The sequence below is a fragment of the Mesorhizobium sp. P2_F8 genome, assembly GCF_056403655.1.
In genome coordinates this window covers 119,681-145,680 of the sequence record NZ_JBFUFB010000009.1, presented here as the reverse complement: position 1 = coordinate 145,680, position 26,000 = coordinate 119,681, and the positions used below count along the sequence as shown (strand labels likewise).

Below are 26,000 nucleotides of genomic sequence, written 5' to 3'. Positions count from 1 at the left end.
TTGAACTAGGGATCGTTGGTCCGCGCCGCCCCTCATTGTCCTGCCGGACATTTCTCCCCGTATAGGGACGACGGGGAGAAAGAGGCTGGCCGCAACGCGGCGCCTTTCTTGCAACGCTGACAATTGGCGAAATCATGGATGAGAGCGCCCCTCTCCCCGTCACTATACGGGGAGAGGATGTCGGCAGGCAGGTGAGGGGCAGCGCCTACGCCTGAAGCGTGTCCTGAGTTCGGTTCAACGCGACGTGCATTCGAGCGGCCGTGACGCCTACGCCGACCGTCACGCCCCGCGGTACCACGACACGATGGTGAAACGCTCGTTGCGCGTGACCGGGGTGACTTCGTGCGTTGTTTCCGAACGAAACGCGACGAGGGAGCCTGGCAATGCCGGCATGGCGACGCGCAGGTGCGGACCGCTGTAGGGACCATGCAGGACCAGCGAGCCGCCGGCATAGTTTGCCGGCGAAGGATCGTCCGACTGGCGGTTGAGAAAGATCACCGCCGAGATCCTTCTGAACCGAGACTCGTCGTGGATGAGCGGCGTGTTGCCGTCCTGGTGCGGCACGAAGAAATCGCCTTCCCGATAGTGAAGAAACTGGGGCTTTTCAGCATTGCCGAGCGCGAGACCGAAATGCCGTTCCAGAGTCGGCTTCTGCCGCGCCAACAGGTCGTTCACCAGCGCTTCGGTGGCCGCTGAGACCTCGGCGCGCGTGGTTCGGCGGATCTCTGGCCATGCCGGCTTCTCGTCTTCACGCCCCAACAGGCCGGCCGGACGACCGCTGGCCGCCCGGATTTCCGCGCACAGCTCGCTGCATGCCGTTTCGTCAAGCAAGCCCGCGATCTCGATATGGTCGATCATCTGTCCAGCTGTCCCCTTTCGGAGTGCCCTGATCGTCGCCCCGACCGGCCGGATCTCCGAAAATCAAAAAATCAGTTGAAGACAGCCTCATAGACATAGCCGGTCGCGTCGCCCGAAACCGGGACGATGAAGATGTCGTCGGTGATGGCATCGCTGGTGAGGTGGTAGATGGCCTGCGGCAGCCCTATGTCGCGCGGCCCCTTGAACAAAAGCGTGAAGCCGCCGCCGGGGCGCGGGCTGGAAGCAATCTGGCGGACCGCGGTCAGTTCGAGAGAAACCGTCCTGCCGCCAATCTCGGCAGTGAAAACCGACCCGACCGCGTGTTCGAAATCCGATGCCGACGCCATGCAATTCGCCTCACTCTGCCTGCTGCCGGCGGCACTGTCGCCGCTTCGCCGCAAGCTGTCCAGAGGGTCCCGGCCGGCACCGACCTCACGCCAAGTCATTTCGTCGGCACGAATCCCAAAATACAGCACCGCCTGTCCTTTTATGCGCGCAAGAGACGCTGTAGTACTTTGTTCCTGCGCGGGATTGTTTCCAAACCAAGGTCAGCGCAACAAGAACAGATCCCGGCTTTCGGGGTCTGATGGTCGCGGCCTGATCGGCCTGCGGGAGAAGGGACCGACGATGGCAGATGCGAAGACGGAAGTGGCAAGCGATACGATGCCGTTGTTCTACTCGACGCCGGAGGCGCTCAACCCGGTGCGGCATGGCTCGCTCGGCCTGGCGGCGCGCAGCGACTTCGGCTTCGCCCGCTCGGCGCACGCCATTCCCGTGGTGGCCTCGGAAATGCCGGCGGCGATGCGCTCCTACCCGATCGTCTTCATCGGTCCGGCCAAGGCGCCGGTGATCATCACCGGCGTGCGCAAGGACGAGAATCTGTTCGTCGATGCCGACGGCAAGTGGACCGGGCCGCACTACATCCCGGCCTATGTCCGCCGCTATCCCTTCATCCTCGCCGAGGACCCGAGGTCGCCAGGCCGGCTGACGCTGTGCGTCGACCGGACAAGCGACCGCGTCGTCGACCAGTTGCTGGCGCCGTTCCGCGACGAAAAGATCCTGCCGTTCTTCAACGGCACCGAGCCGACGGAAGCGACCAGGCAGGCCCTCGCCTTCTGCAACCAATTCCAGCTCGATTTCAACGCCACCCGCGTGATGATCGAAAGGATCGACGCGCACGGCCTGTTCGCGCCGCGCCAGAGCAAGGTGACGCTCGAAGGCGGCGAGGTGCTCAACCTCACCGACTTCCAGGTGATTGATGAGCCGGCTTTCAACAAACTGAGCGACGAGGCGTTTCTCGACCTGCGCAAATCAGGCGCGCTCGGCCTGCTCTACTGCCATCTCGCGTCGACCAACAGCTGGACGTCGCTGGTCCACCAGGCGTCGCTGCGCAAGGCGGGTGGGCAGCCCGGCTGATTTCAGCTGCTGCGCTGCCTGATCGACCCCTTGCTTGCGCAAGGCCTCATATAACGGCAATAATTCGGTTTAGGGAGGAAGGCGACGCAGCCGGCGATGGGGGTAAGCGTCATGGCGAATCTGATGCCGTTGCTTGTGGCCGGGGCGATGCTCCTGATCGTTGGCAGCCTGATCTATCGCGGCATTGCCGGGCTGTTTTCCGGTTCGGCTTCAAAAGGCAAACCACAGGACAGTCCCGCCTTGCCGGTCGGCAAGGCTCGTCAACGCACGCTGGCATCGTCTGAAGCGGCCCACGCCGCATCGCCTCGGCCTAACCCTGCGGCCGAAAAGCTGATCGCCGACTTGCAGCAGCAAGCCAAGGACAGTGACGACCAGCGCAAGGCGAAGTTCAAAGCGCATGTCGAGCGCAAGATCCCGCCGATTTCCGCCGATGGCCGCGAAGCGATCGAACGGGGGCAAGCCGCGCGCATCGCCATCAGGCACGTCTTTCCGCCGCGTCTTCCGCAACGCAGCATGAGCTATTTTGGCGGGCTGCCGATCGTCCCCGATGAATTCGACTGGCCGACGGTTCACAATCGGCAGGGATTGCTCGAGCGCCTCAATTTCATGGTGCAAATCGACTGTTCGGATCTGCCACCGGGACCCGGCCGCGATTTGCTGCCCGACAAGGGCTACCTCTATTTCTTCGCGCCGATGTCCGACACGTTTGGGCCGGACGCGCTGCACTTCGTGACCCGGTATGAACCGCGCCGGGTGACGCAGAAGTGGCAGCCGCTCGACATGCCCTTCACCGCCAAGATTCTGGGATCGGATCCGACGGACGAAATCCTGCGGGGCAAGCGAACCCACTATGATCGGGTCGAGGTCGAATTTGCCTGGATCGAGGAGCCGACCGACGCCGAAGTCGCGGCGCGTGCGGACGAAGGTCATGCCTTCGAGGTCGCGGACAAGATTCGCGCCGAAAAGGTCGCGGCCTTCTACGGACCGCCTGTTGTCCCCGATCCGCTGCTTTCCGCTCATCAGGCGCCGAAGGATACGCTTTGGACGCCATATCCGGGTTTTCCGGCCAATTGGCATACTGCGCGGATCGTTCGAAAGCTCGTGGAAGCATATCACCGCGAAGAGGCGGCCGACGTCACCGCACAGCTGAAGGCGCTTGGTGATGTTGCCGAAGACGATCCGGAGGCCAAGCGACTACGGCTGGTGCAGCGTGAACTGTCGGCATTCGGTTCGAAGATGTTCAACGCCTTCTTTCCGACGGTCAATGCCGGACTGAAGGAATATGACGCACCTCCAGCCGAGGTGAAGCAGCAGATCCTTGCCTTCCTGGAAGACTTGCGCGCCAACGGCATGCCGTCATCTTCTCCGGCGTGGCGGCCGCATCATCGCCAACTTCCGCAGGTGATGAACCATTGGCTTTCAATCGCGGCGATCCGGGGCGCCGAGGGTGGACTGACAGATCCGGACGGTGCGGCTTTGATAGGCCGGGAAGTCGTAGCCGCCCTGTCTCACCGCCACTCACCCCGTGGCCATCAGATGCTTGGCAAGGGTGAAGTCATCCAGGTCGCAGCCGACGAGATGAAGGACCGCTACCTGCTGTTGCTGCAGATCGGGCCGGATATGGCGGTCGATTGGACCGTTGGCGAGATGGGACCGCTTCAATATTGGATCACGCCCGAGGACCTTGCGGCCAAGCGGTTCGAGAACGCACTTCTGACAGTCGAAGCCTACTGACCGGTGTTTGGTCAGTGGCGCTCTGGCCGTTTTGCCACACGCTCTCGCCGGCTATCGAATGGCAGGATCGGATCACGGCCCGGAAACGTGCTCCCCGGCACCAGACAGCAAAAGAGGCTGGGTTGCCCCGCCCCTGGTGCTTTTCAAATTTGAGGAAGATTTGGAGCGGGTGAAGCGATTCGAACGCTCGACCCCAACCTTGGCAACACCATTTTCTGCCGAAGCCGCCCTATCCTAATCTCCGCTATGATGCGATAAATCGTTGAGTTTGCTATAAATCGACCGATCTTGGTTTCACCCTGATATCCGACTGGCACCCCGTTTGCTATTCCGACTGCTTCCATTGCGCTTGGACATGTGGCAAGCGGGCAGCCGAGCAGACGCAGCTTCCTGGCTTCAGCAGATGGACCCTCTTGAGTAATTCAAATTGAAAATTGCGCCCTCATGTTTCAAAACAGGTCGGTAGCCCCGCAAGTTTCGAAGCCTGCGAGGTCGCCACGGTCCTCAAGGCGAGAATTCTAGAAGACGTTCAACAATGACCCAGCACGTACAAAACGCTCGAATTCTCATGTACAGCCACGACACGTTCGGGCTCGGCCATTTGCAGCGCTGCCGGACGATCGCGCATTCGCTGGTCGAGGATTTCCGCGGACTTCAGGTGCTTATCATTTCGGGCGCGACCATCGCTGGCGCCTTCGACTACCGCGCCCGTGTCGACTTCGTGAAGATCCCCAGCGTCATCAAGTTGCGCAACGGCGAATACACCTCGCTGGAAAAGCATATCGATCTGCATGAGACGCTAAGGATGCGCCAGTCGATCATCCGCCACACAGCCGAGACCTACCGGCCGGATATCTTCATCGTCGACAAGGAACCGCTCGGCCTGCGCGGTGAGATCGAGGACACGCTGTCCTATCTCAAGACGCGGGGCACCACGCTCGTGCTTGGCTTGCGAGAGGTGATGGACGCGCCGAATCTGCTCGAAGCAGAGTGGGCACGCAGGGATGTAATGCGTAAGATAGGCCTGTTCTACGACAAGGTCTGGGTCTATGGTCCGCCGGATTTTTACGATCCGTTGACGGGCCTGGATGTGCCGTCGGCTGTCGGAGCAAAGATGAAGTTCGTCGGTTTCCTGCAACGGAGCCTGCAGCGGAACGAGATGCCCGGCCACCGGCCCGAGGGCGACTATATCCTCGTCACCACCGGTGGCGGCGGTGACGGCGCCGAACTGATCCACGACGTCTTCGATGCTTATCAGCAGGATCCGCAATTGCAGCATAGGGCGCTGATCGTGCTTGGGCCTTACATGCCGGCGCGCAAGCGCAACAAGCTGGTCAGGAAGGGGTCCAAGATCCCCTATATCAAGATCATCGAGTTCGACAACCGCATGGAAGACCTGATTGCCGGCGCCAAGGCGGTCGTGGCGATGGGCGGCTACAACACCTATTGCGAGATCCTGTCTTTCGACAAGCCGGCGCTGATCGTGCCGCGCGTCAAGCCCCGCGAGGAACAGCTGATCCGCGCACGGCGCGCAGCTGAACTCGGCCTCATCGAGATGCTCTTGCCGGAAGAAGCCAAGGATTCCCAGCGGTTTGCCGATGCACTGAAGGTGCTGCCGGACCGGCCCCGCCCATCGCAGAGCAATCCGCATCTGACGCTGGAAGGGCTGCCTCATATTTCCGAAATCGTCGCGGAACTGCTCGAGCGGCGTGCCGGCCATCACCTTTCGGTCATTGAAGGCATGAACTGAGTTGCAACATCGCAAGATCGTCGTGGTTCTGAAAGGCTATCCGCGGCTGTCGGAAACCTTCATCGCGCAGGAACTGCTCGGTCTGGAGCGTGCGGGGTTCGACCTGATACTGTTCGCGCTCAGGCGGCCGACCGATGCAAAACGCCACCCCGTGCATGACGAAATCAAAGCGCCGGTCCACTATCTGCCGGAATATCTGCATGAAGAGCCGCTGCGCGTGGTTCGCTCGCTGTTTGCTCATCTGCTGCGGCCGGGCTTCTGGCGCGCGCTCGGATCGCTGGCGACCGATATCCCCCGCGACTTTACTCGCAATCGCGCACGCCGTTTCGGGCAAGCGCTCGTGCTGGCGGCCGAATGGCCGGAAGACGCGGGCTGGCTGCACGCACATTTCGCGCACACGCCGGCATCGGTGACGCGCTATGCCAGCCTGCTTCGCGGCCTGCCCTGGAGTTGCTCGGCCCATGCCAAGGACATCTGGACTTCGGCGGACTGGGATCTGGCCGGCAAGCTTTCCTCAGCGCGCTGGACGGTCACTTGCACGAAAACCGGCTTTGACCGTCTGACAAAACTCGCCAACGGCAATTCGTCCGTGCATCTGAGCTATCATGGGCTCGACCTTGATCGCTTCGGCAGCTTCGGCGAGGCGCGAAAACAGCATGACGGCTCGGAGCCGGACGAACCGGTTGTCGTCCTGAGTGTCGGGCGCGCCGTCGAAAAGAAAGGTTACGATACCTTGCTGGAGGCCCTTGCCCTCTTGCCTGGTGATCTGGCGTGGCGTTTCGAGCATATCGGCGGCGGCGAGGAACTGGGACGGCTCAAGGCGCTGGCGCAAAAGCTCGGACTGGATGGTCGCGTCTCCTGGAAAGGCGCGCTTGCGCAGGAGGAGGTGCTTGAGCACTACCGCTGCGCCGACATCTTCGCCCTGGCCTGCAGGATCACCGCAAATGGCGACCGGGATGGTCTGCCGAATGTCCTGGTGGAGGCGGCCAGCCAGCGGCTTGCCTGCGTGTCGACCGATATTTCCGGCGTGCCGGAGCTGCTATCGCCTGAAGATACCGGGCTGCTGGTTCCGACGGAAAACCCAATCGCCCTGGCACAGGCGCTGGAGCGCCTGATCCGTGATCCCGTGCTGCGCGCCCGCCTCGGCGATGCCGCGGAGCGGCGCGTGCGCGGCGATTTCGATCATACGGCAAGCATTGGACAGCTCAAGGAACTGTTCGAGCGGGAGTGGCGGGCCGCCGAATGAAGCGGCTGCGCGCTTTCTTCTACGTCCAACACCTGCTCGGCATCGGCCATCTCGCGCGCGCCAGCCGCATTGCGGCGGCTCTGGCCGATGACGTGTTTGACGTAACCGTCGTAACGGGCGGAGCGCCGATTGCCGGGTTTCCGGGACCGGGTGTAAAATCTGTCACCCTGCCACCTGTCACCTCCGGCGATGAAGGATTTTCCGGACTTGTCGACCTGCAGGGCAAACCCATCGACGATGATTTCAAGAAACGGCGTTCGGAGATGCTGCTGCAGGCATTCCGGGAGTGCAGGCCTGATATCGTCATTGTCGAGGCGTTTCCATTTGGACGCCGGCAGATGCGTTTCGAACTCTTGCCGCTGATCGAGGCCATCGACGCGACGTCGCCCAGACCGCTGCTGGCGACGTCCGTGCGTGATATCCTTCAGGAGCGTGTCAAGGCGGGCCGAAACGAGGAAACGGTCGATCTCATCAACAGGCATTTCGACCTTGTCATGGTCCACGGCGATCCGGCTTTCGCAACCATCGACAAGACATTTCCACTGGCTGAAGCGATCAGGGCCGAGGTCACCTACACAGGGCTCGTTGCCGCGCCGCCATCGGCCGCGGCCTCCGAGCGCTTCGACGTTCTGGTGTCGGTTGGCGGCGGGGCTGCCGGAAAGAGCCTTGTCAGGTCCACCATCGCAGCGGCGCGCAATGCCAACAAAGGCTGGAAATGGTGTTTGATCACCGGCCCAAACCTGCCGAAAGACGAGTTTGACGCGATCGCACGCGATGCCACGCCGGGCCTGTCCATCTTCCGGTTCCGCGAGGATTTCGCCAGCCTGCTGACCGGCGCCCGCCTGTCAGTCTCGCAGGCGGGTTACAACACGGTCTGCGATGTCCTGCGCGCGGGTTGTCGCTCCCTGCTCGTTCCATTTGCAGCCGGCGGCGAAACCGAACAGACGGTTCGCGCCCTGATGCTCGAAGACCTCGGTCTTGCAACAGTGCTGACGGAAAAGGACCTAACGCCTGAAGGTCTGGCGCAAGCGATCGAACAGGCGCTTGTGGGACCGACGCCATCCGCGCATCGTCTCGACCTGGAAGGTGCGCGCCACGCGGCGCAAATCCTGCGCGAGCGTTATCGAATCTGGTCCCTGAAACTGGGGACCGGTTTCCGAAAAGTTCATCATCAAACAGACGATGGATCCTAGAGCGTTTCATCTTTGCACGGAAACGCAGAACCGCCCTATCTCTTTGTTTTGACGCAAATTCCCTGAGGGAAAGCGCTACGCGCTATGCATCAAACAGTTCCAATCAGCATGAAGCGCGTATAATTTCTTGTCGGCAGTTCGCCCGAGAACCGCACCTCCCGCAGCGCCGCCATTGCTTCGAAGGCTGCAAGTGAAGCCACGCAGTTGATGTGCGTCGGCTCGCTGAAATAATCGTTCGATTGCAGCAGTACAGTCGTGCCCCGCGAAAGCAGGGCAAGCCAGGCGCCCAGATCGGCTATGTGCTCGCAGCTCGTATTGACCGTCAGATCGGGCCGTCCGGCCGCATAGTCGAGTGCGTACATATCCGCTGTGACCGCCCGGAACCGGTCGCCGGCGTCCCGGTTGAGGGTCCGGGCGACCGGCGCGACTTCGGGATCGATGTCGATGCTATCGACCGCCGCGATGTCGAAGCGGGCGTCGTTGAGAAGCATCGCCGGCAAGACGCCGTACCATCCACCCAGAACCCATATGCGGCCGAACCGGCCGCCGAAGCTTTCGAACAGCCTGTCGCGCGCCCACATCTTGCAGGCGACCTGCTTGTGGTTGAAGGCATTGGCGATATCGGCCTCCGGATGCTTGGCGACGACGCGCGCCAGCCCTGCCACGAGAGGGCTGTTGACATAGGCAGCAATTCCCCGCGTGAGGTCCAGGGCTTGCTCGTGCCAGTCCATGCCGGCATTGCGCGGTTGCGTAACATCCATCATATTCGTCTTGTATGTTGGGATTTCGGGCGACACAACGCAATCTTGCCTCCCGCAAGGCCGTTTGATTCGCGGACGTGATTATGCTGCAAGCCGCTTCGCCATTGCCCGGTGCCGGAGAGAGCCTGTTGCGTCTGTCCGGACCATCGGCGCCGATCCGCCAGCGCCTGCCGCGCAACTGGGGCCTCGTGCTGGAACGCGCCGCCTCACAGGTTCCTTACGGAGTCGAGCGCAGGACAATCGCCGTCCACTGCAGCTTCGAGCTTGTCGCTGGCGACGAAGAAATCGCCGATCCGCCATTCGCCAGCAGGTGCTCTTGCATCCTGCATCCTTCCAACTGAAGGTCCACAGTCGCATATGGAACCCAGCCTAGCCCGCTATATCTGGACGCACACCAAGAAGCAGCAGGTCTGGATATTGATCATCGTCTTGCTTTCGATGATCCCGTATTTCATGTCCTTCGACCTGCCGAAGCTGATCGTCAACGGCCCGATCCAAGGAAGCGGCTTCGAGCAACCCGGCGCGACCCGGCCATTCATGAAGCTACACTACAACCTGCCGTTCATTGGAGAGGTCCAGTTCTTCTCCGGTTTTCAGCTCGACCGCAAGGAGACGCTGTTTGCCCTGAGCCTTGTGTTCCTCTTGCTGGTCGTCATCAACGGCCTGTTCAAACTCTACATCAACACCTACAAGGGCCGCCTCGGCGAACGCATGCTGCGGCGTATCCGCTTCGATCTGGTCGATCGTGTGCTGCGGTTTCCGCCGGTTTACTTCAAGCGGGTGAAATCCGCCGAAGTGGCGACCATGGTGAAGGACGAGGTGGAGCCGCTGGGCGGCTTCATCGGCGATGCCTTCCTGCAGCCGGTACTGCTCGGAGGCCAGGCGCTGACGGCCATGCTGTTCATCATGGTCCAGAACGTCTGGCTCGGAATGATAGCGGTCGTGATCGTGGTGATCCAGATCGTGCTCATCCCACGAATGCGGCGGCGGCTGATCGTGCTCGGGCGCGAGCGGCAGTTGACGGCGCGGGCGCTTTCGGGCCGGGTTGGCGAAATTGTCGACGGCATCGGCGCGGTCCACGTCCACGATACATCAAACTACGAGCGCGCCGACATAGCTGCCCGGCTCGGGCTCATCTTCAAGATCCGCTTCGACCTTTACCAATGGAAATTCATGGTAAAGTTCCTCAACAATTTTCTCGCGCAGCTCACGCCCTTTCTGTTCTACATGATCGGCGGGTATCTGGTCATTCAGGGGCGGCTGGACGTCGGCCAGCTCGTGGCCGTGATCAGCGCCTACAAGGACCTGCCCGGCCCGATGAAGGAACTGATCGACTGGGATCAGGCGCGGCAGGATGTCCAGGTCAAATATCAGCAGGTCGTTGAACAGTTCACCGTCGACGGTCTCATTGAGCCGAAAATCGGGGCATTGACGATCGACGATCCCGGTCCGATGACCAACCCCCTGTCGGCGATCGGTCTGTCCATAGCGGACGATGGCGGTGCCATGCTCCTCGACCGCATCTCCCTGCAGGTCAAGCCAGGTGAGACGGTGGCGTTGGTCAGTACCGCAACAGGTGGAGCTGAGGCGCTTGCAGAAGCTTTCGCCCGGCTGAACTGGCCGGACAGCGGAAGGGTCATGTCGGGCGCCGATGACCTGCTTGAACTCCCCGAAGCAGTGACCGGCCGGCGCATGTCCTATGCCTCGTCGGATGTTTTCCTGTTCCAGGCCAGCCTTCGCGATAACCTGCTCTACGGGTTGAAGCATGCGCCGCTGACATCGGTGACGTATGACGGCGCTGCGGCAGACCAGCACCGCTGGAACATGCACGAAGCGCGCCGGTCGGGTAATCCGGATCTCGATATCCAGAGCGACTGGATCAACTATGCTTCCGCCGGGGCTACCGGCCCGCACGACCTCTTTGAAGCCGTGCGCAGGGTGCTCGACGCGGTTGTCCTGTCGCGCGACATTCTTGATCTTGGCTTGCGCTCTTCGGCCGACCTCACGCGTCACACGGAGCTTGCCAGGCGGATCGTCGAACTGCGTGCGGCGCTGCGAACCCGGCTGGAGCAGGAAGGGCTGAGCGGACTGGTGGTTCCTTTCGAACCGGGCGCCTACAACAAGGAAGCGACGATCGGCGAAAACCTGCTCTTCGGCGCTGCCGCCGGCCCCAAGCTGGCCGACAGGGCTCTGGCTGCCAATCCCTATTTTGCTTCCGTGCTGAAAGAAGCCGGCCTCGACCGCACGCTCTACGAAATGGGCATGGAGATCGCCGGACAGGCGATCGAGCTGTTTGCCGACCTGCCGGCCGACCACCAGTTCTTCCAGCAGCTCGCCTTCATGAGCGCCGAGGAGATACCCGCCTACGAAACCTTGCTGCAACGGCTCAAGAACCGTCCCCACGAGGCGGTTTCCGAGAACGACCGCGCCATGATCGTCACCTTGAGCTTTGCCTATATCGAGCCCCGGCACCGCTTCGGCCTGCTGAGCGACGAGCTGATGAGCAAGATCGTCGCCGCGCGCAACCATTTCTATGAAAACCTGCCGCCCGAGCTGCAAGATGCGATCGAACGGTATGATCCCGCCAAATACATTGCCGCAGCCACCGTCATGGACAATGTCCTGTTCGGGCGTGTGGGCAACAGCCATCCCGACGCGCCGGACCGCATACGCTCCATCGTCTATGACATTCTTGACGAACTTGGGCTCTATGCCGAACTGCTGGATGTCGGCCTCGACTTCAACGTCGGCTCCGGCGGCAGGCGGCTGACCGGTGGACAGCGACAGAAGCTCGATGTTGCCCGGGCCCTGCTCAAGCGTCCCGATTTTCTCATTCTAAACCGGCCGCTGTCGGCGCTCGACCATCGCATGCAGGAGAAGGTGCTGCGAAATGTGCTCGAGGCAGCCAGGTGCGACGGCCATTCGCCGGCAATAGTGTGGGTCGTGACGAGTCCGGCAATGGCGGCGATGTTCGATCGCGTTGTCGTCTTCGACTCGGGTCAATTGGTGGAAGACGGAACACACGAGACACTTTTGGCAGGCAACGGTATCTTCAAGGAACTGCTGTCATAGAGGGATGGACATTCAGATGGGATCATTCTGCCGGTGGGAATTTGTCAGGCGGCATCGCTCGACCAAACAACATCGGGCTCGCCATCGCGTGGTTCGCTTCGCCATCCCGGAAACAGAATTGATTCCATCTGGGCGTTCGTTGCTCTAGTCTGGCAAACGCGAATTTTGGGAGGTTTGCGACAATGCTGCTCAAGGATGAAGTTGGAATGCTGCAACGCATTCCCCTGTTTTCCGGCATCGAGTCGACAAAGCTCAAGCTGCTTGCGTTCACATCCGACCGGGTAAGCTACAGCGCCGGCCAGATCCTTTTCCGGCAGGGCGACGAGGGAGACGCCGCCTATGTCATCCTTTCAGGCAGCGCGGATATTCTGGTCGATTCCGACAGCGGACCGATAAAAATTGCCGAAATGGTGCCAAATTCGATTGTTGGCGAGATCGCCATACTGTGCAACAGCTCGCGCACAGCCACCGTCAGAGCGGCCAGTCCGGTGGAAGCCCTGAGAATCCGCAAGGATCATTTCCTGAGGCTTATGCGGGAGTACCCGGAAATGACCATCGAGATATTGCGGGTTCTTGCCGACCGCCTAAGCCATACGACCGCGGATCTGATCGACGCACGAAGCGCTAAATAACGAATGGCGCGGCTTCAATCCTCGCCGTCGCGATGGCACGGCCTCTGAGAGGGCCACCCGGAGAAAACCTGTCTCGCCTAGTAGCCGTTGTTTGGCTACGATGGGTGACGGGGAGTACGAAGGGCTAGCATGGACGACGATGTTTTCCTGGTCAGGTTTTGGGGGGTGCGCGGCAGCATTTCGGTATCGGGGCCAGAATTCTCCCGCTATGGCGGCAACACCATCTGCATCGAGATGCGATGCGGCAGGCATACGCTTCTGTTCGACGCGGGCTCTGGCCTACGGCCCGCCGGCGCGGCGCTTCGGGCGTCGGGCGTGACCGATTTCGACCTGTTTTTCACCCATTGCCATTACGATCATATCATCGGGCTACCGGTGTTTGCGCCGATCTATGACCGGAGTATCAAGATTGCGCTTTGGTCCGGGCATCTTGCAGGACGCATGACGACCAGGCAGATGGTCGATGAGTTCATACGGCCGCCGTGGTTTCCGGTGACATTGGATATCTGCAAGGCAAGCCTCGACTACCACGATTTCGTATCCGGAGACGTGCTTCGGCCGCGCAAAGGGGTGGTGGTCCGAACCGGCAGCCTTGTCCACCCGGGCGGCTGCATAGGCTACCGGGTCGAATGGGGCGGCCGCGTCGTGGCGGTGATCACCGACACCGAGCATGAGCCGGACAAACTCGATCAGGCGGTGCTCGGCCTGATCGCAGATGCCGACCTCGTCGTTTACGATTGCACCTACACCGAGGAGGAAATGGAACGCCGCCGCGGTCATGGGCACTCGACATGGCAACAGGGCGTCAAGCTCTGTGAGGCGGCCGGTGCGCGGGGGCTCGCCCTGTTTCACCACGATCCGACACGTACCGACGAGCAACTGGACGAGATCGAGAAACTGGCGAGAAAAAGGTTTGCCGGCGCTTTTGCCGCGCGCGATGGCCAGACGCTCAAATTCCCAGTCTCATTGCACAAGAAGCGCTGAGCTATTTTCGCCTACCGGCGCTGCGCCCGATCAATGTCCTGATCGGAAGCCACGCGCAGGCTTCAGTCCGTGCGCTGAGCGTGAACAGCCGTTCGAGGAAAAGCCAGGCCGATTCATCATGGACGAGATGGTGGGTGAGCAGGCCGACCGGTTCGCCGCCGTCGAATGCATGCTGCAATTGCGCGACGATCGCCTGAACCAACAGGCCATGATCGTGGCAGCCGCGCGTGCCATGCCAATCCATGATGTCGACATTGCTGTTGATGACCGCCAGTGAAGCCGGCTTTGGCGGCCCATAGACCGACAATGCCGCAAATCCTATCGATCCAAGGTAGGATACCAGGCCGGCGTCGATCCTGTTCCAGGGTGGCACCAGCATCGGAACGGCACGTGCGCCGTGCAGGCCGGTCGGGTGCGACAGCCCGCGAGCCAGATCATCCAGCACCGCCGCGCGTGGCCGATGGGTGCCGAGCTCCTGCTTTTTCTGGTCCCCGGGCGCATGATTTCGATGCGCCCAGCCATGGATGGCGACCGTGGCGTGCTGCGCCTCGTCAAGCCGGGCGGCAAGCTTCTCATCCGTCAGGGCCGGAATGACGGCCAGAGTGACGGGAACCGCGAATTCGCCGGTGAGGGCGAGCAGCCGATCAAGCGCCGGCGTTGGCTCCACGGCGTCATCGTCGCGCAGCCAGAACTCTGCCTTGCGGCCCGCCCGTTGCCAGCGCGCCAGTTCTGCCACCAAGGGCTGCCAGATCCGATCGGGTGTCATGAAACGGGGATCCTCGAAAGAAGTTCGGCCAGACGCGCGGCAGCAGCACCAAGGGAGCGTTCTTCGAGGATGAAACGTCTGGCTTTTTCGGCCATGATGGTTCTTTCGTCGTTACGGGCCAGAAGCCTTTCGATGGCGGAAGCGAACGCCGCCACATCGCCCGGCGGGGTGAGAAACCCGGTCTGGCCATCCCGCACGACCTCCGGCACGCCGGCAATGTCCTGAGCCACCACCGGAAGGCCGGCGGCCTGTGCTTCAAGATAGGCAACGCCATAGGCCTCGCCGTAGCCCGGCCAGACGTAAATTCCCCCCCTGTAGAGCACATCAGGCACGGCGGCCGGCTCGATTGCGCCAAGCCATTCGATACGGTCGGCCGGCAAGCCGGCGAATTGCGCTTTGACCTCGTCACGGGCGGGCCCGTCCCCGACGACCGAAATGGTCCAGGGCAGATGGCGGATCGGACCGAGCGCCTGAGCCAGCATGCGATAGCTTTCGACCTTGTCACCCTGGCGCATCATGGCGACGGTAACGAGGCGCGTCGGACAACCCCGTGCCGGCATTTCCCGGAATACCGATGTGTCGATGAAGGGCCAAAGCATACCGAGAGCGGCGTCGGGAATCGCATTTGCCAGTCCTTGGCGATCCCTTTGCGTGAAGCAGATGTTCAGCGCCGCCTGTTCGACGGCTGCCGCCACCAACGCTTGCGTGTCGGCCCACAAGCCGGCGTTGCGCCGCCTCGAATAGGAGGCTTCCGCGGTCACATAGGGGACGGCAAAGGCCGATGCCAACTCGGGCCCGATCAGGTCGGGCGCCTTGTAGTAGGGATGATAGGAGAACCAGAGATCGGGCTTGCCGTGACGATCCCAAAGCTTTGTCAGCCGTGCGGCTTCCTCTCGGGCTTCGATCTTGAGCGCATCGAAACTTTTCGGCTCCGGCTCGCGTAAATAGAAGCGCAGTTCGGATGCCAGTTCGACGCGATGCCCTCCATGCTCCAACGCCTTGACCAGCATCCGTGCCATCTGGCGGTCGCCGGAGGCAACCGGATGATTGGGCGACTTCAGCGGCGCGTAGAAGGCAATTCGCATCGCGCGACCCTATCATCGGAAAGCCTGCGCAAGTCAATTTCGTAGCATGATCGACTTCACCTTCAAAGCAGTGGAATGTGCTATCTGATGGTTATGGAAACAGCTGCCGCGCCCGACCCGTTTGTCGCGTCCTTGCCGGTCTTCGCAAAGTTCGAAAGCGTTGCCGATATCGACAATTATCGGCCTTTGCCCGATGGCTGGGCGCTGGCCACCGCCGACATCGTCGGCTCGACCAAGGCGATCGAGGCTGGGCGCTATAAGACCGTCAATATGGCCGGCGCCAGCGTCATCTCGGCACTGCTCAATGCGCTGGGCCGGCAAGATCTTCCCTTTGTCTTCGGCGGCGACGGCGCGCTCGTGGCGTTTCCCGGCTCGGCGCTGGAGATCACCCGCAACGCGCTGGCGGCTGTCCAGAGATGGGTGGCGGACGAACTGGACCTGACCTTGCGTGCCGCGATCGTGCCGATAAAGGATGTAAGAGCGCACGGCTTCGACGTTCGCGTGGCGCGGTTCCAGGCCTCCGAAGCGGTCTTCTATGCCATGTTCGCCGGAGGTGGCGGCAGTTGGGCGGAAGCCGAGATGAAAGCGGGGCGGTACCGCATCGATCCTGCGCCGGCCGGCGCGCGGCCGGATCTGACCGGCCTCTCCTGCCGCTGGAACCCAATCGAAGCCCGCCATGGCGAAATCGTCTCGATCATAGCCATACCGGGGGCGTCGCGCGACTTGCGCGGTTTTCAGTTCCTGGCTTCCGACATCATCGCCCTTGCCGGCAGGGAGGAACGCGATGGCCACCCGGTGCCGGTGAACGGACCGGGCTACAGTTTGCTGCCCGCCGGCCTCGATATCGAGGCGCGGGCCACCGCGCCGGCAGGATGGCGGTGGGCGTCGAAGCTGTGGATAGTGTTCCTGATGACGCTTACGGCTGTCACCGATCGATTTGGCTGGACGATCGGCCGTTTCGATCCGAAGGTCTACAAACGCGAAGTGGCCAGCAATTCGGATTTCCGGAAGTTCGACGACGGCTTGAAGATGACCATCGACGTTGACGCGGATGTGTTGCAACGGATCGAGAACCGGCTGAAACAGGCGGAAGAGGCGGGCATCTGCAACTATGGCCTGCACCGCCAGAAATCGGCCTTGATGACATGCCTCGTCGCCTCGCCGCTGCAGCGCGATCATCTTCATTTCATCGATGGCGCCGCCGGCGGCTATGCGATGGCTGCCGCAAGCCTGAAGGCGAAGGTGCCGGTCTGACGACGGCTTGCGGAAATCGTTTTTCCGCAATATGCCTCGGCCATGGGAGCGGACAGCCTGTCCGAATTGACGGGAAAGCAGATTCTTGGACGCCTCACAATCGACATATGACCGTCTTCTGAGCCGTATCTCGACGCGCACCGCGCAAGTCGGCGTGATCGGACTGGGCTATGTCGGTTTGCCGCTGGCGGTTGCGATCGCACGCGCCGGCTTCCCGGTTTCCGGCTTCGACATCGAAGCCCGGAAGGTCGAGAGCCTGAACGCCGGCCAATCCTACATCGAGGCGGTGACGTCGACAGCCCTCGCCGGCCAGGTGGCAAGCGGACGGTTCCGGGCCACTGCGGATTTTGCCGAACTGGCGGTCTGCGATGTCATCATTATCTGCGTCCCGACACCGCTGACGAAACACCGCGAGCCGGACCTCTCTTTCGTCAGGGACACGGCAGCCACCATCGCCAAGCACCTGCGTCTCGGCCAGCTGATCGTGCTGGAATCGACCACCTATCCCGGCACCACCGACGACGTGATCAAGCCCATATTGGAAGAAACCGGGTTGCTGTCGAAGACAGACTTCTTCCTCGGCTTCTCGCCCGAACGAGAGGATCCCGGCAACCGCAGCTTTGAAGTCGCGACGATCCCCAAGGTCGTGGCAGGCGACGGCATTGAAGCGGCGACGCTCGTGCAGGCTTTCTACCAGGGTGTGGTCAAGACCGTCGTTCCGGTTTCCACCACGGCGACCGCGGAGGCAGTCAAGCTAACGGAAAACATCTTCCGCTCGGTCAACATAGCCCTGGTCAACGAGTTGAAGGTCGTGTTCGGTGCGATGGGCATCGACATATGGGAGGTGATCGAGGCGGCAAAGAGCAAGCCCTTCGGTTACATGCCTTTCTATCCTGGCCCCGGACTTGGCGGGCACTGCGTTCCGATCGATCCCTTCTACCTGACGTGGAAGGCGCGCGAATACGAACTGCCGACCCGCTTCATCGAACTGGCGGCGGAGATCAACACGGCCATGCCGCGTCATGTGGTCGATCAACTGGCGAAGGCGCTGGACCGGCGCTGCGGCAAGGCGCTCAGCCGCTCGCGCATTCTCATCATCGGGCTCGCTTATAAGAAGAATGTGCCCGACATCCGCGAAAGCCCGTCATTGCGGCTCATTGAACTCATCGAGGAATGGGGCGGCAAGGCGGAATTTCACGATCCGCATGTGGCTGAGATTCCCAGCACACGGGAGCATATGGCGATCAAGGGGCGTCGCTCGGTCGAATTGACCGAGGCGGCCTTGAAGGATTTCGATGCTGTGGTCATTGCAACCGACCACGACGCGATCGACTATCAGGCGATCGCCGATCAGGCTCATCTGATCGTCGACACGCGCAATGTTTTTGGCCGTCTCGGACTAGCCCGGGAAACGGTGGTGAAGGCCTGACGGCGTCTTGCCGGCGAATTTTTTCGACCGATGTCAGGATCGTGGTTGCACTCCGCCGGCAGCCTCGCCACATGATGGCGCAACAGACAAACGCAGTTACGCCCGCTCCTTGCCTGCAACGACAGTCATTCGGGAAATTCTTCGCCGGCTTTTTCCGCCGAAGCCGGCTTCATTGACTTCGAGGGCCTTATCCTTGGATCGTTGGCGGACTGTGTTGTGGCGGATCAAAGGAGTGGCCCATCTTGGACGGGTTTGGAGATAGCATGAGCACAGAAATTTCCACCATTCTTGTGGATAAGGTTGCCGATTGGCTGACCCAATCGGCGCTCGAGGGCAACGACCTGGAAACATTGGTAAAAGGCTTTTGTGAGCGGCTGGCTGCCGCCGGCCTGCCACTGAAGCGGGTGCATCTGAGCTTTTCGATGCTTCATCCGCTTTATGACGCGCTTGGCTTCACCTGGTTTCGCGGCCAGGGCCTCGAAGTGGAAGGCTTCCGCAACGAGGGCGGCGTGCCGTCCGACAGGTTCGTGACCAGCCCATATTACCACCTGCTCAGCAACAAGCTCGACCATCTGCGGCGCCGGTTCGACCCGTCGGTGCCGTCGGAGTTTCCTGTTTTCGATGAACTCAGGCTTATGGGCGTCACCGATTACATGGCTTTCGTCCATCCCTTCAGCGGCAACACCACGCAGGGCATGATGGGGTCTTGGTCGACCGACAGTGCCGCAGGCTTCAGCGACAGCATGATTTCGGCGCTGCTGCGCATCCAGAACCATCTCGCTATCGCAACCAAGATGGCGGTCCTCACCAAGCTCGCCGACAACATGATGACCACTTATCTCGGCGGCGACGCCGGCAGGCGCGTGCTGGACGGCCAGATCAAGCGTGGTGAGGGTGATACAATCCGGGCCGCACTGGTCATGGCCGATATGCGCGGGTCGTCAAGGCTTGCCGAAACCTCCGGCCGCGAAATCTATATCGATACCCTGAACCAGTTTTTTGACGCCGTTGCCGCACCTTTCAATCGCAAAGGCGGGCAGATCATGAGTTTCATTGGAGATGGCTTCATTGCCGTCTACCCTTGCGAAAGGCACCGCTCGCAGTCCGAGATCGCCTGCCAGGCTGCTCTTGCGGCGGCGCACAAGGCCAGCGCGCGCATGATGGATCTCAATCTGCGCAGGAAGCAGCAAGGGTTGAGCGACATCGGCTTTGGTATCGGCCTGCATGTCGGCAATGTGATGTTCGGCAATGTCGGCCTTACCGACCGGCTGACATTCTCTGTCTTCGGCTCTGCTGTAAACGAGGTCCAGCGCCTCCAGACGCTGACCAAGAAATATCCGCACAGCGTTCTCGCCAGCAAAGACTTCGCCAGCTATTGCGGCACCAACAGCTGGCTGACGCTCGGCAACGAGGAACTGGCGGGCATCAAGAAGCTGACGGTGCTTTCACCCGATCTGTCGGGCGCTCTCGCGCTTGATGAAGACGGTGCGATGGAGCCGATTCACGATCGGATATCGGACGCCGAGCAGGTCATGCTGCTTCATCGCGATGCCGCCCGGCTGTCGGCGGGCGACCGGCGGAAGCTCCAGTAACCGCCACGATCTGATCCGAACGCTTTTGGTCTGCAGTCCGGTCGCCGGTTCCGTCAGGGAACTGGCGACTATTTAGAATCCAAGTTGCTCTAGGCTGGCAATGCGCTAGTCTCGCTTTTCTGGGCCTGTCGCCAGGCAGGCCGCCAGAGTGGGGCTGGTGTGAGAATGAATTCGGGTATGAATTCGGGTTTTGACCTGCTGCGGATCGAAGATGTTGGCATCTCTTTTGCCATTGTCGGGGGACCGTTGCATGCCGTCAGGCGTGCGAATCTCCGCGTCCTACCCGGCAAGGTTACAGCGCTTGTGGGCGAGTCCGGTTCGGGAAAATCGGTTCTCAGCCAGGCCGTGATGGGCATCTTGCCGAAGACGGCCCATGTTCGCGGACGTATCCTGTTTTCGGATCCTGAAAGGCCCGGCACGACGCAGGATATCCTGCAGATGCCGCGTGACGGACCTGAAATCCGGGCATTGAGAGGCAGCCGCATCGGCAAGATCTTCCAGGAGCCGATGACGTCGCTGTCGCCACTGCACACGATCGGCAACCAGGTCAGCGAATCCTTACAGATTCATACGCCCATGGCCCGGGCGGAGCGCAAGGCGCGGACCGAGGAAATGCTCGGCCTTGTCGGTTTTCCCAATCCCAAGCGCGCCTATGACATGTATCCGTTTGAACTTTCGGGAGGATTGCGTCAGCGCGCCATGATCGCCATGGCGCTTATCTGCCGGCCCGCCTTGCTGATCGCCGACGAGCCGACGACAGCGTTGGACGTCACCATCCAGGCGCAAATCCTGCAGTTGCTGCGCGAGCTTCAGACCAAGCTGAACATGGCGATGCTGCTGATCACGCACGACCTCGGCGTGGTCGCCAATGTCGCCGACGAGGTGGTGGTCATCTACCATGGCGAGATCATGGAAGCGGGACCTGTCGAGGCGATATTCCGCCGGCCAGGTCACCCTTACCTGAAGGGCCTGATGGCGGCCGTTCCGCATTTCGACCTGAAGCCTGGCGAAAGGCTAAAGGCGCTCCGCGAGGTGCCGGTGAATGTCGAGAACCTGCTTGGCAAGCAGACGGCGCCGACGTCGAAGGGGCCGGACGACATCCTGCTGTCGGTCAGGGATCTCACGAAGACTTTCACCACCCGCAAGTCCGGATGGTTCAGCGGGGGTCATCAAACCTCCGTTCGCGCCGTGGACGGCGTGAGCTTCGATATCAGGCGGGGTGAGTGCCTGGGTCTGGTCGGCGAAAGCGGCTCCGGCAAAACCACCGTCAGCAAGATCCTCATGCGGGCTGTCACCCCCAGCGGCGGCTCGGTGATCTTCAACGGCCGCGATGGACCGATCGAGGTCCTGGAAGCCGAGGGAAACGCCCTGCGCATGCTGCGCGCGAAAATCCAAATGGTCTTCCAGGATCCGGTTTCGTCGCTTTCACCGCGCATGACGGTGGAGAACATCTTGAGCGAGCCGCTCGAAATCCATCAACGTGGCAATGCCGCGTCGCGGCTCGCCATGGTCAAGAGCCTGATGCAGGCAATCGGGCTCGATCCGCGCTTCATCAAGCGTTATCCGCACAGTTTCTCCGGCGGGCAGCGCCAGCGTATCGGCATCGCGCGGGCGTTGGCGCTGGGGCCTGAACTCCTTATCTGCGACGAGCCGGTTTCGGCGCTAGATGTCTCTGTCCAGGCACAGATCCTGAACCTTCTGAAGGACCTGCAGAAGGAGCTGGGCCTGACCTACCTGTTCATATCCCACAATCTGGCAGTGGTGGACTACATGGCGGACCGCATCGCGGTGATGTGCGGCGGGCGTATCGTCGAGCTTGCGCCGCGCGAAATTCTGCTTCGGAAACCAGTCCACCCCTACACGCGCTCACTGGTCGCCGCAGTGCCTTTCCCCGATCTCGACAGGCCGATGGATTTCAAGACGCTGAAGCTCAGCGGCGCTTCCGACACCAGCGCATGGGGACCGCAGTTCCGCGACGAGGGCGAAGAGGATGTGCTGTCGCCGCTCGATCTTGGCGGCGGCCACTTGGTGCTGGCCAGACGTTCGGCCGATGTCAGCGAGCTACGCCATTGATCAGCCGGCGCACCATCCTTGGCCTCATGGCTTCGGCATTTCTGCCGGGCATGTCGCGCGCCGGCGATCTGGAGCCGGAATTTCTTCAGCCGGAGCTGAAGGCCAGGGCGCTGCCGGCACTCGCCGAACGCCTGCCCAAGAGCCCACGCGCGGTGAATCTCGCTGCGATGGGCCGGCAGCCGGGCCAGTATGGCGGCACGCTGCGTACGATCATCGGCAGCCAGAAAGATATCCGGATGATGACGATCTACGGGTATGCCCGCCTGGTCGGCTATGACGAAAAGCTCAACATGCAAGCCGACATCCTCGAGAGTTTCGACGTGGCGGATGATCGCGTCTTCACTTTCAAGATACGGGAAGGGCACAAATGGTCTGACGGTAGCCTGCTGACGCCGGAGGATTTTCGTTATTGCTGGGAAGATGTCTGGCTCAACGATGAGCTTTCGCAAGGCGGGCTCGCCCCGGCCCTGCTGGCGGACGGCAAGCCGCCACGCTTCGAGATCGTCGATCCGTTGACGGTCCGCTATAGTTGGGATGCGCCCAATCCCGACTTCCTGCCCAAGCTCGCCGCTGCTGCGCCGCTATCGCTTGTCCTGCCGGCCGCCTACCTCAAGCAGTTCCACAAGAAATACCAGGATCCGTTCCGGCTCGCCGGCCTCATGAAGGAGAACCGGGCCCGGAAATGGACGCTCCTGCATATCCGCATGTCGCGGCAGTATCGCCCGGAGAACCCGGACCTGCCGACGCTCGATCCCTGGCAGAACCGGACCAAGCCGCCGGCTGAGCAGTTCGTCTTCGAGCGCAACCCGTTCTTTCATCGAATAGACGAGAATGGCCGGCAACTGCCCTATGTCGACCGGATTGTCATGAATGTCAGCTCGTCGACGATCATTTCCGCCAAGACCGGTGCGGGCGAGAGCGACCTGCAAAGCCTGGGAATTGACTTCACCGATTACTCCTTCCTGAAGGATGCGGAGAAGCGCTACCCGGTGAAGATGCATCTGTGGAAACGCACACAGGGTTCGCGGCTGGCGCTGCTGCCCAATCTGAATTGTGCCGACCTGGTGTGGCGTGGCCTTTTCCGTGACGTGCGCGTGCGCCGCGCACTTTCGCTGGCTGTGGACAGGCGCGAGATCAATTTGGCCGTGTTCTACGGGTTGGCGCAGGAAAGTGCCGATACGGTGCTGCCGGAGAGCCCGCTCTTCCGGCCGGAATTCGCGAAAGCCTGGGTCGCCCATGATCCCGACCAGGCCAATGCCCTGCTCGACGAGGCCGGGCTTCAGCAGCGTGGCGATGACGGGGTGCGGATACTTCCCGATGGACGCCCGGCGCAAATCATCGTGGAAACGGCCGGCGAAAGCACGCTGGAAACCGACGCGCTCGAACTCATCACCGATCACTGGCGCAAGATCGGCATCGCCCTGTTCATCCGGACTTCGCAGCGCGACATCTTCCGTAGCCGCGCGGTTGGCGGCCAGATCATGATGTCGATGTGGTCGGGCATCGACAACGGCGTGCCGACCCCCGATATGAACCCGTACCAGCTGGCCCCCACCATGGATGACCAGCTGCAATGGCCGCTCTGGGGTGCTCACTATTTGTCTCATGGCAAGATGGGTGAGGCGCCCGATCTTCCGCCTGTGGTCGAGTTGATGGCTTTACTTGCGCGCTGGAACGCATCGACCGAAAGCACGGAGCGCGCCGAAATCTGGACTTCAATGCTGTCGATCTATACCGATCAGGTGTTTTCGATCGGCACGGTGAACGGAACGCATCAGCCGGTTCTGGCATCCTCGCGGCTGCGCAATCTGCCTGACAAGGCGCTCTACGGCTACGACCCGACTTCCTATTTCGGTGTCTATATGCCGGATACATTCTGGCTTGGAGAGTCCTGAGCGTGTTTCGATATCTTGTCTGGCGTATCGCTGTGATGGTTCCAACGCTGCTGATCATATCGGCGCTGGTGTTCACGATCATCGAACTTCCCCCAGGCGACTATTTCGACAGCTATGTTGCCGAGCTTCGGGCTCAGGGCGAAGCGGTAGATTCCGACCGCATCGAGATGATGCGCAAGGAATATGGTTTCGACAAACCGGTGGTCGTTCGCTACTTCTACTGGGTCGGCGGGATGCTGCAGGGCGATTTCGGCTATTCCTTCGAATATGAGCTGCCGGTTCGCGACGTCGTCGGGGACCGAATGTGGCTGACCGTGCTGGTTTCCTTCGTCACGATCATCTTTACCTGGCTCATCGCCTTTCCGATCGGCATGTACTCCGCCACGCATCAATACAGCTGGGGCGACTACGGCCTGACTTTCTTCGGCCTTCTCGGCCTTGCCATTCCGAACTTCATGCTGGCGCTGATCCTGATGTATTTCGCCAACATCTGGTTCGGCACGTCCATCGGCCATCTCATGGACCAGCAATATCTCGGCGAGGCGATGAGCTGGGCCAAGGCCAAGTCGATCCTCGCCCATCTCTGGATCCCGGTCCTGATCATCGGCACCGGGGGCACGGCAAGCATGATCCGGCGGCTGCGCGCCAATCTGCTCGATGAGCTACACAAGCAATATGTCGTCACCGCGCGCGCCAAAGGCCTTCATCCCTTCAAGGCGCTGGTCAAATATCCGCTGCGCATGGCGCTCAATTTCTTCATTTCCGACATCGGCTCTATCCTACCGGCCATCATCTCCGGCGCCGAAATCACGGCGATCGTGCTGTCTTTGGAAACGACCGGGCCGATGCTGATCAAGGCGCTGCAAAGCCAGGACATGTATCTGGCAGGGTCGTTCCTGATGTTTCTGGCCTTCCTGACGGTCATCGGCGTCCTGATTTCCGACCTGGCGCTGGCGCTGCTTGATCCACGAATTCGTTTGCAGGGCGGTAGCACCAAATGAACACGCATTCGCCGCTGCCCGCTCCGGGTGCTCCACTGCAACACTACGTTTCCACCGCGCCCCTTGACCTGCAGTCGGTCGAGGCGATGACGCCGGAGCAGTCGAAGGTCTTCCAGGCGTCGCAGTTGCGGTTGATGTGGTGGAAATTCCGAAAACACCGGCTTGCCCTTGTATCCGGCATATTCCTGGCAGTGCTTTATTCCGGGATACTGATCTGCGAGTTCCTGGCGCCCTACAATCTGCACACGCGCAACATGGACTTCATCTATGCGCCGCCGCAGCGGGTCCGCCTGTTCCACAACGGCGAGTTCGTCGGGCCGTTCGTCTATGGCCGCGAGATGACGCTGGATATGGACACGCTCAAGCGGAACTACATTGAGAACCACGACGATGTTCAGCGGCTCCGTTTCTTCTGCAGGGGCGACAGTTACCTATTCTGGGGCCTGATCGAAGGTGACAGGCATTTGGTCTGCCCTGCCGAAAACGGCCAACTCTTCCTGGCCGGCACCGACAGGCTGGGGCGCGATGTGCTCTCGCGCATCATTTATGGCGCACGCATTTCGCTGACGATCGGCCTCGTCGGCATCAGTTTCAGCTTCCTGCTCGGCATCGTCATCGGCGGACTGGCCGGCTATCACGGCGGTATCTTCGACCTGATCGTTCAACGCATCATCGAAGTTCTGCAATCGATCCCCAGCATTCCGCTATGGCTGGCTCTGGCGGCGATCATGCCGATAACTTGGAGTCCGGCGGTGATCTATTTCGGCATCACCGTCATCCTCGGGCTGCTCGACTGGACCGGACTGGCGCGAGCAGTGCGTTCAAAACTTCTGGCCTTGCGCGAGGAGGATTACGTTCTGGCCGCACAATTGATGGGCGCCAACAGCAGCCGCATCATCGGGCGGCACCTCATTCCCGGCTTCATGTCGCATCTGATCGCGACGGCGACGCTCTCCATACCCAGCATGATCCTGGGCGAGACGGCACTGAGCTTCCTTGGGCTTGGCCTGAGGGCGCCGATAACCAGCTGGGGCATCCTGCTCACCGAGGCGCGCAGCGTCAACGTGATCGCGTTCTATCCATGGCTGCTTTTGCCGATGCTCCCCGTCGTTCTCGTCATCATGGCGTTCAACTTCCTCGGCGATGGCTTGCGGGACGCAGCGGACCCCTACAAGTGAGATCGCCATTCCGCCGTGCGCCGTGCCGCCTGCTCCACCCCGTTATGACCCTTGCCGGCGGCCTGTCCGGTTGTTGCAATG

21 protein-coding genes are annotated in these 26,000 nt (G+C 61.2%); 16 read left to right on the top strand and 5 right to left on the bottom strand.

All coding sequences use genetic code 11. The annotated features are described in order from the left end of the window. Positions 1-279 precede the first annotated feature (279 nt). Both AC1DZP_RS22540 and AC1DZP_RS22535 read right to left on the bottom strand, forming a co-directional pair. Positions 280-858: a 2OG-Fe(II) oxygenase gene (locus tag AC1DZP_RS22540; protein WP_477305472.1), complete on the bottom strand. Its 579-nt coding sequence runs from the start codon at positions 856-858 to the stop codon at positions 280-282. Positions 859-929: 71 nt separating this feature from the next. Beyond that, complete coding sequence (locus AC1DZP_RS22535; RefSeq protein WP_477305470.1) at positions 930-1,205, bottom strand: DUF6916 family protein; 276 nt, start codon at positions 1,203-1,205, stop codon at positions 930-932. Positions 1,206-1,485: 280 nt separating this feature from the next. Here AC1DZP_RS22535 and AC1DZP_RS22530 point away from each other — a divergent pair, with 280 nt between their 5' ends. The 5 genes from AC1DZP_RS22530 to AC1DZP_RS22510 all read left to right on the top strand — a co-directional run bounded on the left by AC1DZP_RS22530 (position 1,486) and on the right by AC1DZP_RS22510 (position 8,197). Continuing rightward, complete coding sequence (locus AC1DZP_RS22530) at positions 1,486-2,274, top strand: SapC family protein (RefSeq protein WP_477305468.1); 789 nt, start codon at positions 1,486-1,488, stop codon at positions 2,272-2,274. A 111-nt stretch (positions 2,275-2,385) separates the two neighbouring features. Continuing rightward, positions 2,386-4,008: a PqqD family protein gene (locus AC1DZP_RS22525; protein ID WP_477305466.1), complete on the top strand. Its 1,623-nt coding sequence runs from the start codon at positions 2,386-2,388 to the stop codon at positions 4,006-4,008. A gap of 535 nt (positions 4,009-4,543) precedes the next feature. Next, entirely contained in the window at positions 4,544-5,758 is a 1,215-nt protein-coding gene (locus AC1DZP_RS22520; protein WP_477305464.1) for a glycosyltransferase family protein, read from the top strand. Between the two features lies 1 nt (position 5,759). Then, positions 5,760-7,004, top strand: coding sequence for a glycosyltransferase family 4 protein (locus AC1DZP_RS22515; protein ID WP_477305462.1), 1,245 nt, complete (start codon positions 5,760-5,762; stop codon positions 7,002-7,004). Next, complete coding sequence (locus tag AC1DZP_RS22510; protein ID WP_477305460.1) at positions 7,001-8,197, top strand: glycosyltransferase family protein; 1,197 nt, start codon at positions 7,001-7,003, stop codon at positions 8,195-8,197. The genes AC1DZP_RS22515 and AC1DZP_RS22510 overlap by 4 nt, the downstream gene beginning before the upstream one ends. An 89-nt stretch (positions 8,198-8,286) precedes the next feature. Here the strand turns inward: AC1DZP_RS22510 and AC1DZP_RS22505 are convergent, their stop codons facing one another. After that, positions 8,287-8,961, bottom strand: coding sequence for a class I SAM-dependent methyltransferase (locus AC1DZP_RS22505; RefSeq protein ID WP_477305458.1), 675 nt, complete (start codon positions 8,959-8,961; stop codon positions 8,287-8,289). An 80-nt stretch (positions 8,962-9,041) separates the two neighbouring features. On the opposite strand from AC1DZP_RS22505, the gene AC1DZP_RS22500 reads away from it, so the two are divergent. The 4 genes from AC1DZP_RS22500 (at position 9,042) to AC1DZP_RS22485 (ending at position 13,646) form a co-directional block, all read left to right on the top strand. After that, complete coding sequence (locus AC1DZP_RS22500) at positions 9,042-9,299, top strand: hypothetical protein (RefSeq protein ID WP_095083927.1); 258 nt, start codon at positions 9,042-9,044, stop codon at positions 9,297-9,299. A gap of 16 nt (positions 9,300-9,315) precedes the next feature. Beyond that, entirely contained in the window at positions 9,316-12,030 is a 2,715-nt protein-coding gene (locus AC1DZP_RS22495; RefSeq protein WP_095083928.1) for an ABC transporter transmembrane domain-containing protein, read from the top strand. Positions 12,031-12,212: 182 nt separating this feature from the next. Then, positions 12,213-12,662 (top strand): cyclic nucleotide-binding domain-containing protein, encoded by a 450-nt coding sequence (locus tag AC1DZP_RS22490; protein WP_095083929.1) that lies wholly within the window; start codon positions 12,213-12,215, stop codon positions 12,660-12,662. Between the two features lie 129 nt (positions 12,663-12,791). Further along, the gene (locus AC1DZP_RS22485) at positions 12,792-13,646 is read left to right on the top strand and encodes an MBL fold metallo-hydrolase (protein WP_477305456.1); all 855 of its coding nucleotides are present in this window, start codon (positions 12,792-12,794) and stop codon (positions 13,644-13,646) included. A gap of 1 nt (position 13,647) precedes the next feature. Here the strand turns inward: AC1DZP_RS22485 and AC1DZP_RS22480 are convergent, their stop codons facing one another. Beyond that, positions 13,648-14,412 carry a polysaccharide deacetylase family protein gene (locus tag AC1DZP_RS22480; RefSeq protein ID WP_477305454.1) on the bottom strand — a complete coding sequence of 255 codons (765 nt, stop codon included), beginning with the start codon at positions 14,410-14,412 and terminating at the stop codon, positions 13,648-13,650. Further along, positions 14,409-15,497 (bottom strand): glycosyltransferase family 4 protein, encoded by a 1,089-nt coding sequence (locus tag AC1DZP_RS22475; RefSeq protein ID WP_477305452.1) that lies wholly within the window; start codon positions 15,495-15,497, stop codon positions 14,409-14,411. Before AC1DZP_RS22475 ends, AC1DZP_RS22480 begins: the two co-directional genes overlap by 4 nt. Positions 15,498-15,572: 75 nt before the next feature. On the opposite strand from AC1DZP_RS22475, the gene AC1DZP_RS22470 reads away from it, so the two are divergent. From AC1DZP_RS22470 to AC1DZP_RS22440, 7 genes are all read left to right on the top strand, one after another. Next, a complete protein-coding gene (locus AC1DZP_RS22470; RefSeq protein WP_477224761.1) occupies positions 15,573-16,751 on the top strand; it encodes a DUF3095 domain-containing protein in 1,179 nt (392 codons plus the stop codon). Between the two features lie 85 nt (positions 16,752-16,836). Further along, positions 16,837-18,180 (top strand): nucleotide sugar dehydrogenase, encoded by a 1,344-nt coding sequence (locus tag AC1DZP_RS22465; protein WP_477305450.1) that lies wholly within the window; start codon positions 16,837-16,839, stop codon positions 18,178-18,180. Between the two features lie 263 nt (positions 18,181-18,443). After that, entirely contained in the window at positions 18,444-19,772 is a 1,329-nt protein-coding gene (locus AC1DZP_RS22460) for an adenylate/guanylate cyclase domain-containing protein (protein ID WP_477305448.1), read from the top strand. Between the two features lie 177 nt (positions 19,773-19,949). Beyond that, on the top strand, positions 19,950-21,845 hold the full coding sequence (locus tag AC1DZP_RS22455) for an ABC transporter ATP-binding protein (RefSeq protein ID WP_457154712.1): 1,896 nt from the start codon (positions 19,950-19,952) through the stop codon (positions 21,843-21,845). A gap of 50 nt (positions 21,846-21,895) precedes the next feature. Continuing rightward, the gene (locus AC1DZP_RS22450; protein ID WP_477225550.1) at positions 21,896-23,740 is read left to right on the top strand and encodes an ABC transporter substrate-binding protein; all 1,845 of its coding nucleotides are present in this window, start codon (positions 21,896-21,898) and stop codon (positions 23,738-23,740) included. Between the two features lie 2 nt (positions 23,741-23,742). Beyond that, complete coding sequence (locus tag AC1DZP_RS22445) at positions 23,743-24,741, top strand: ABC transporter permease (protein ID WP_477305446.1); 999 nt, start codon at positions 23,743-23,745, stop codon at positions 24,739-24,741. Beyond that, positions 24,738-25,919 (top strand): ABC transporter permease, encoded by a 1,182-nt coding sequence (locus AC1DZP_RS22440; RefSeq protein ID WP_477224757.1) that lies wholly within the window; start codon positions 24,738-24,740, stop codon positions 25,917-25,919. Before AC1DZP_RS22445 ends, AC1DZP_RS22440 begins: the two co-directional genes overlap by 4 nt. Positions 25,920-26,000: the final 81 nt, after the last annotated feature.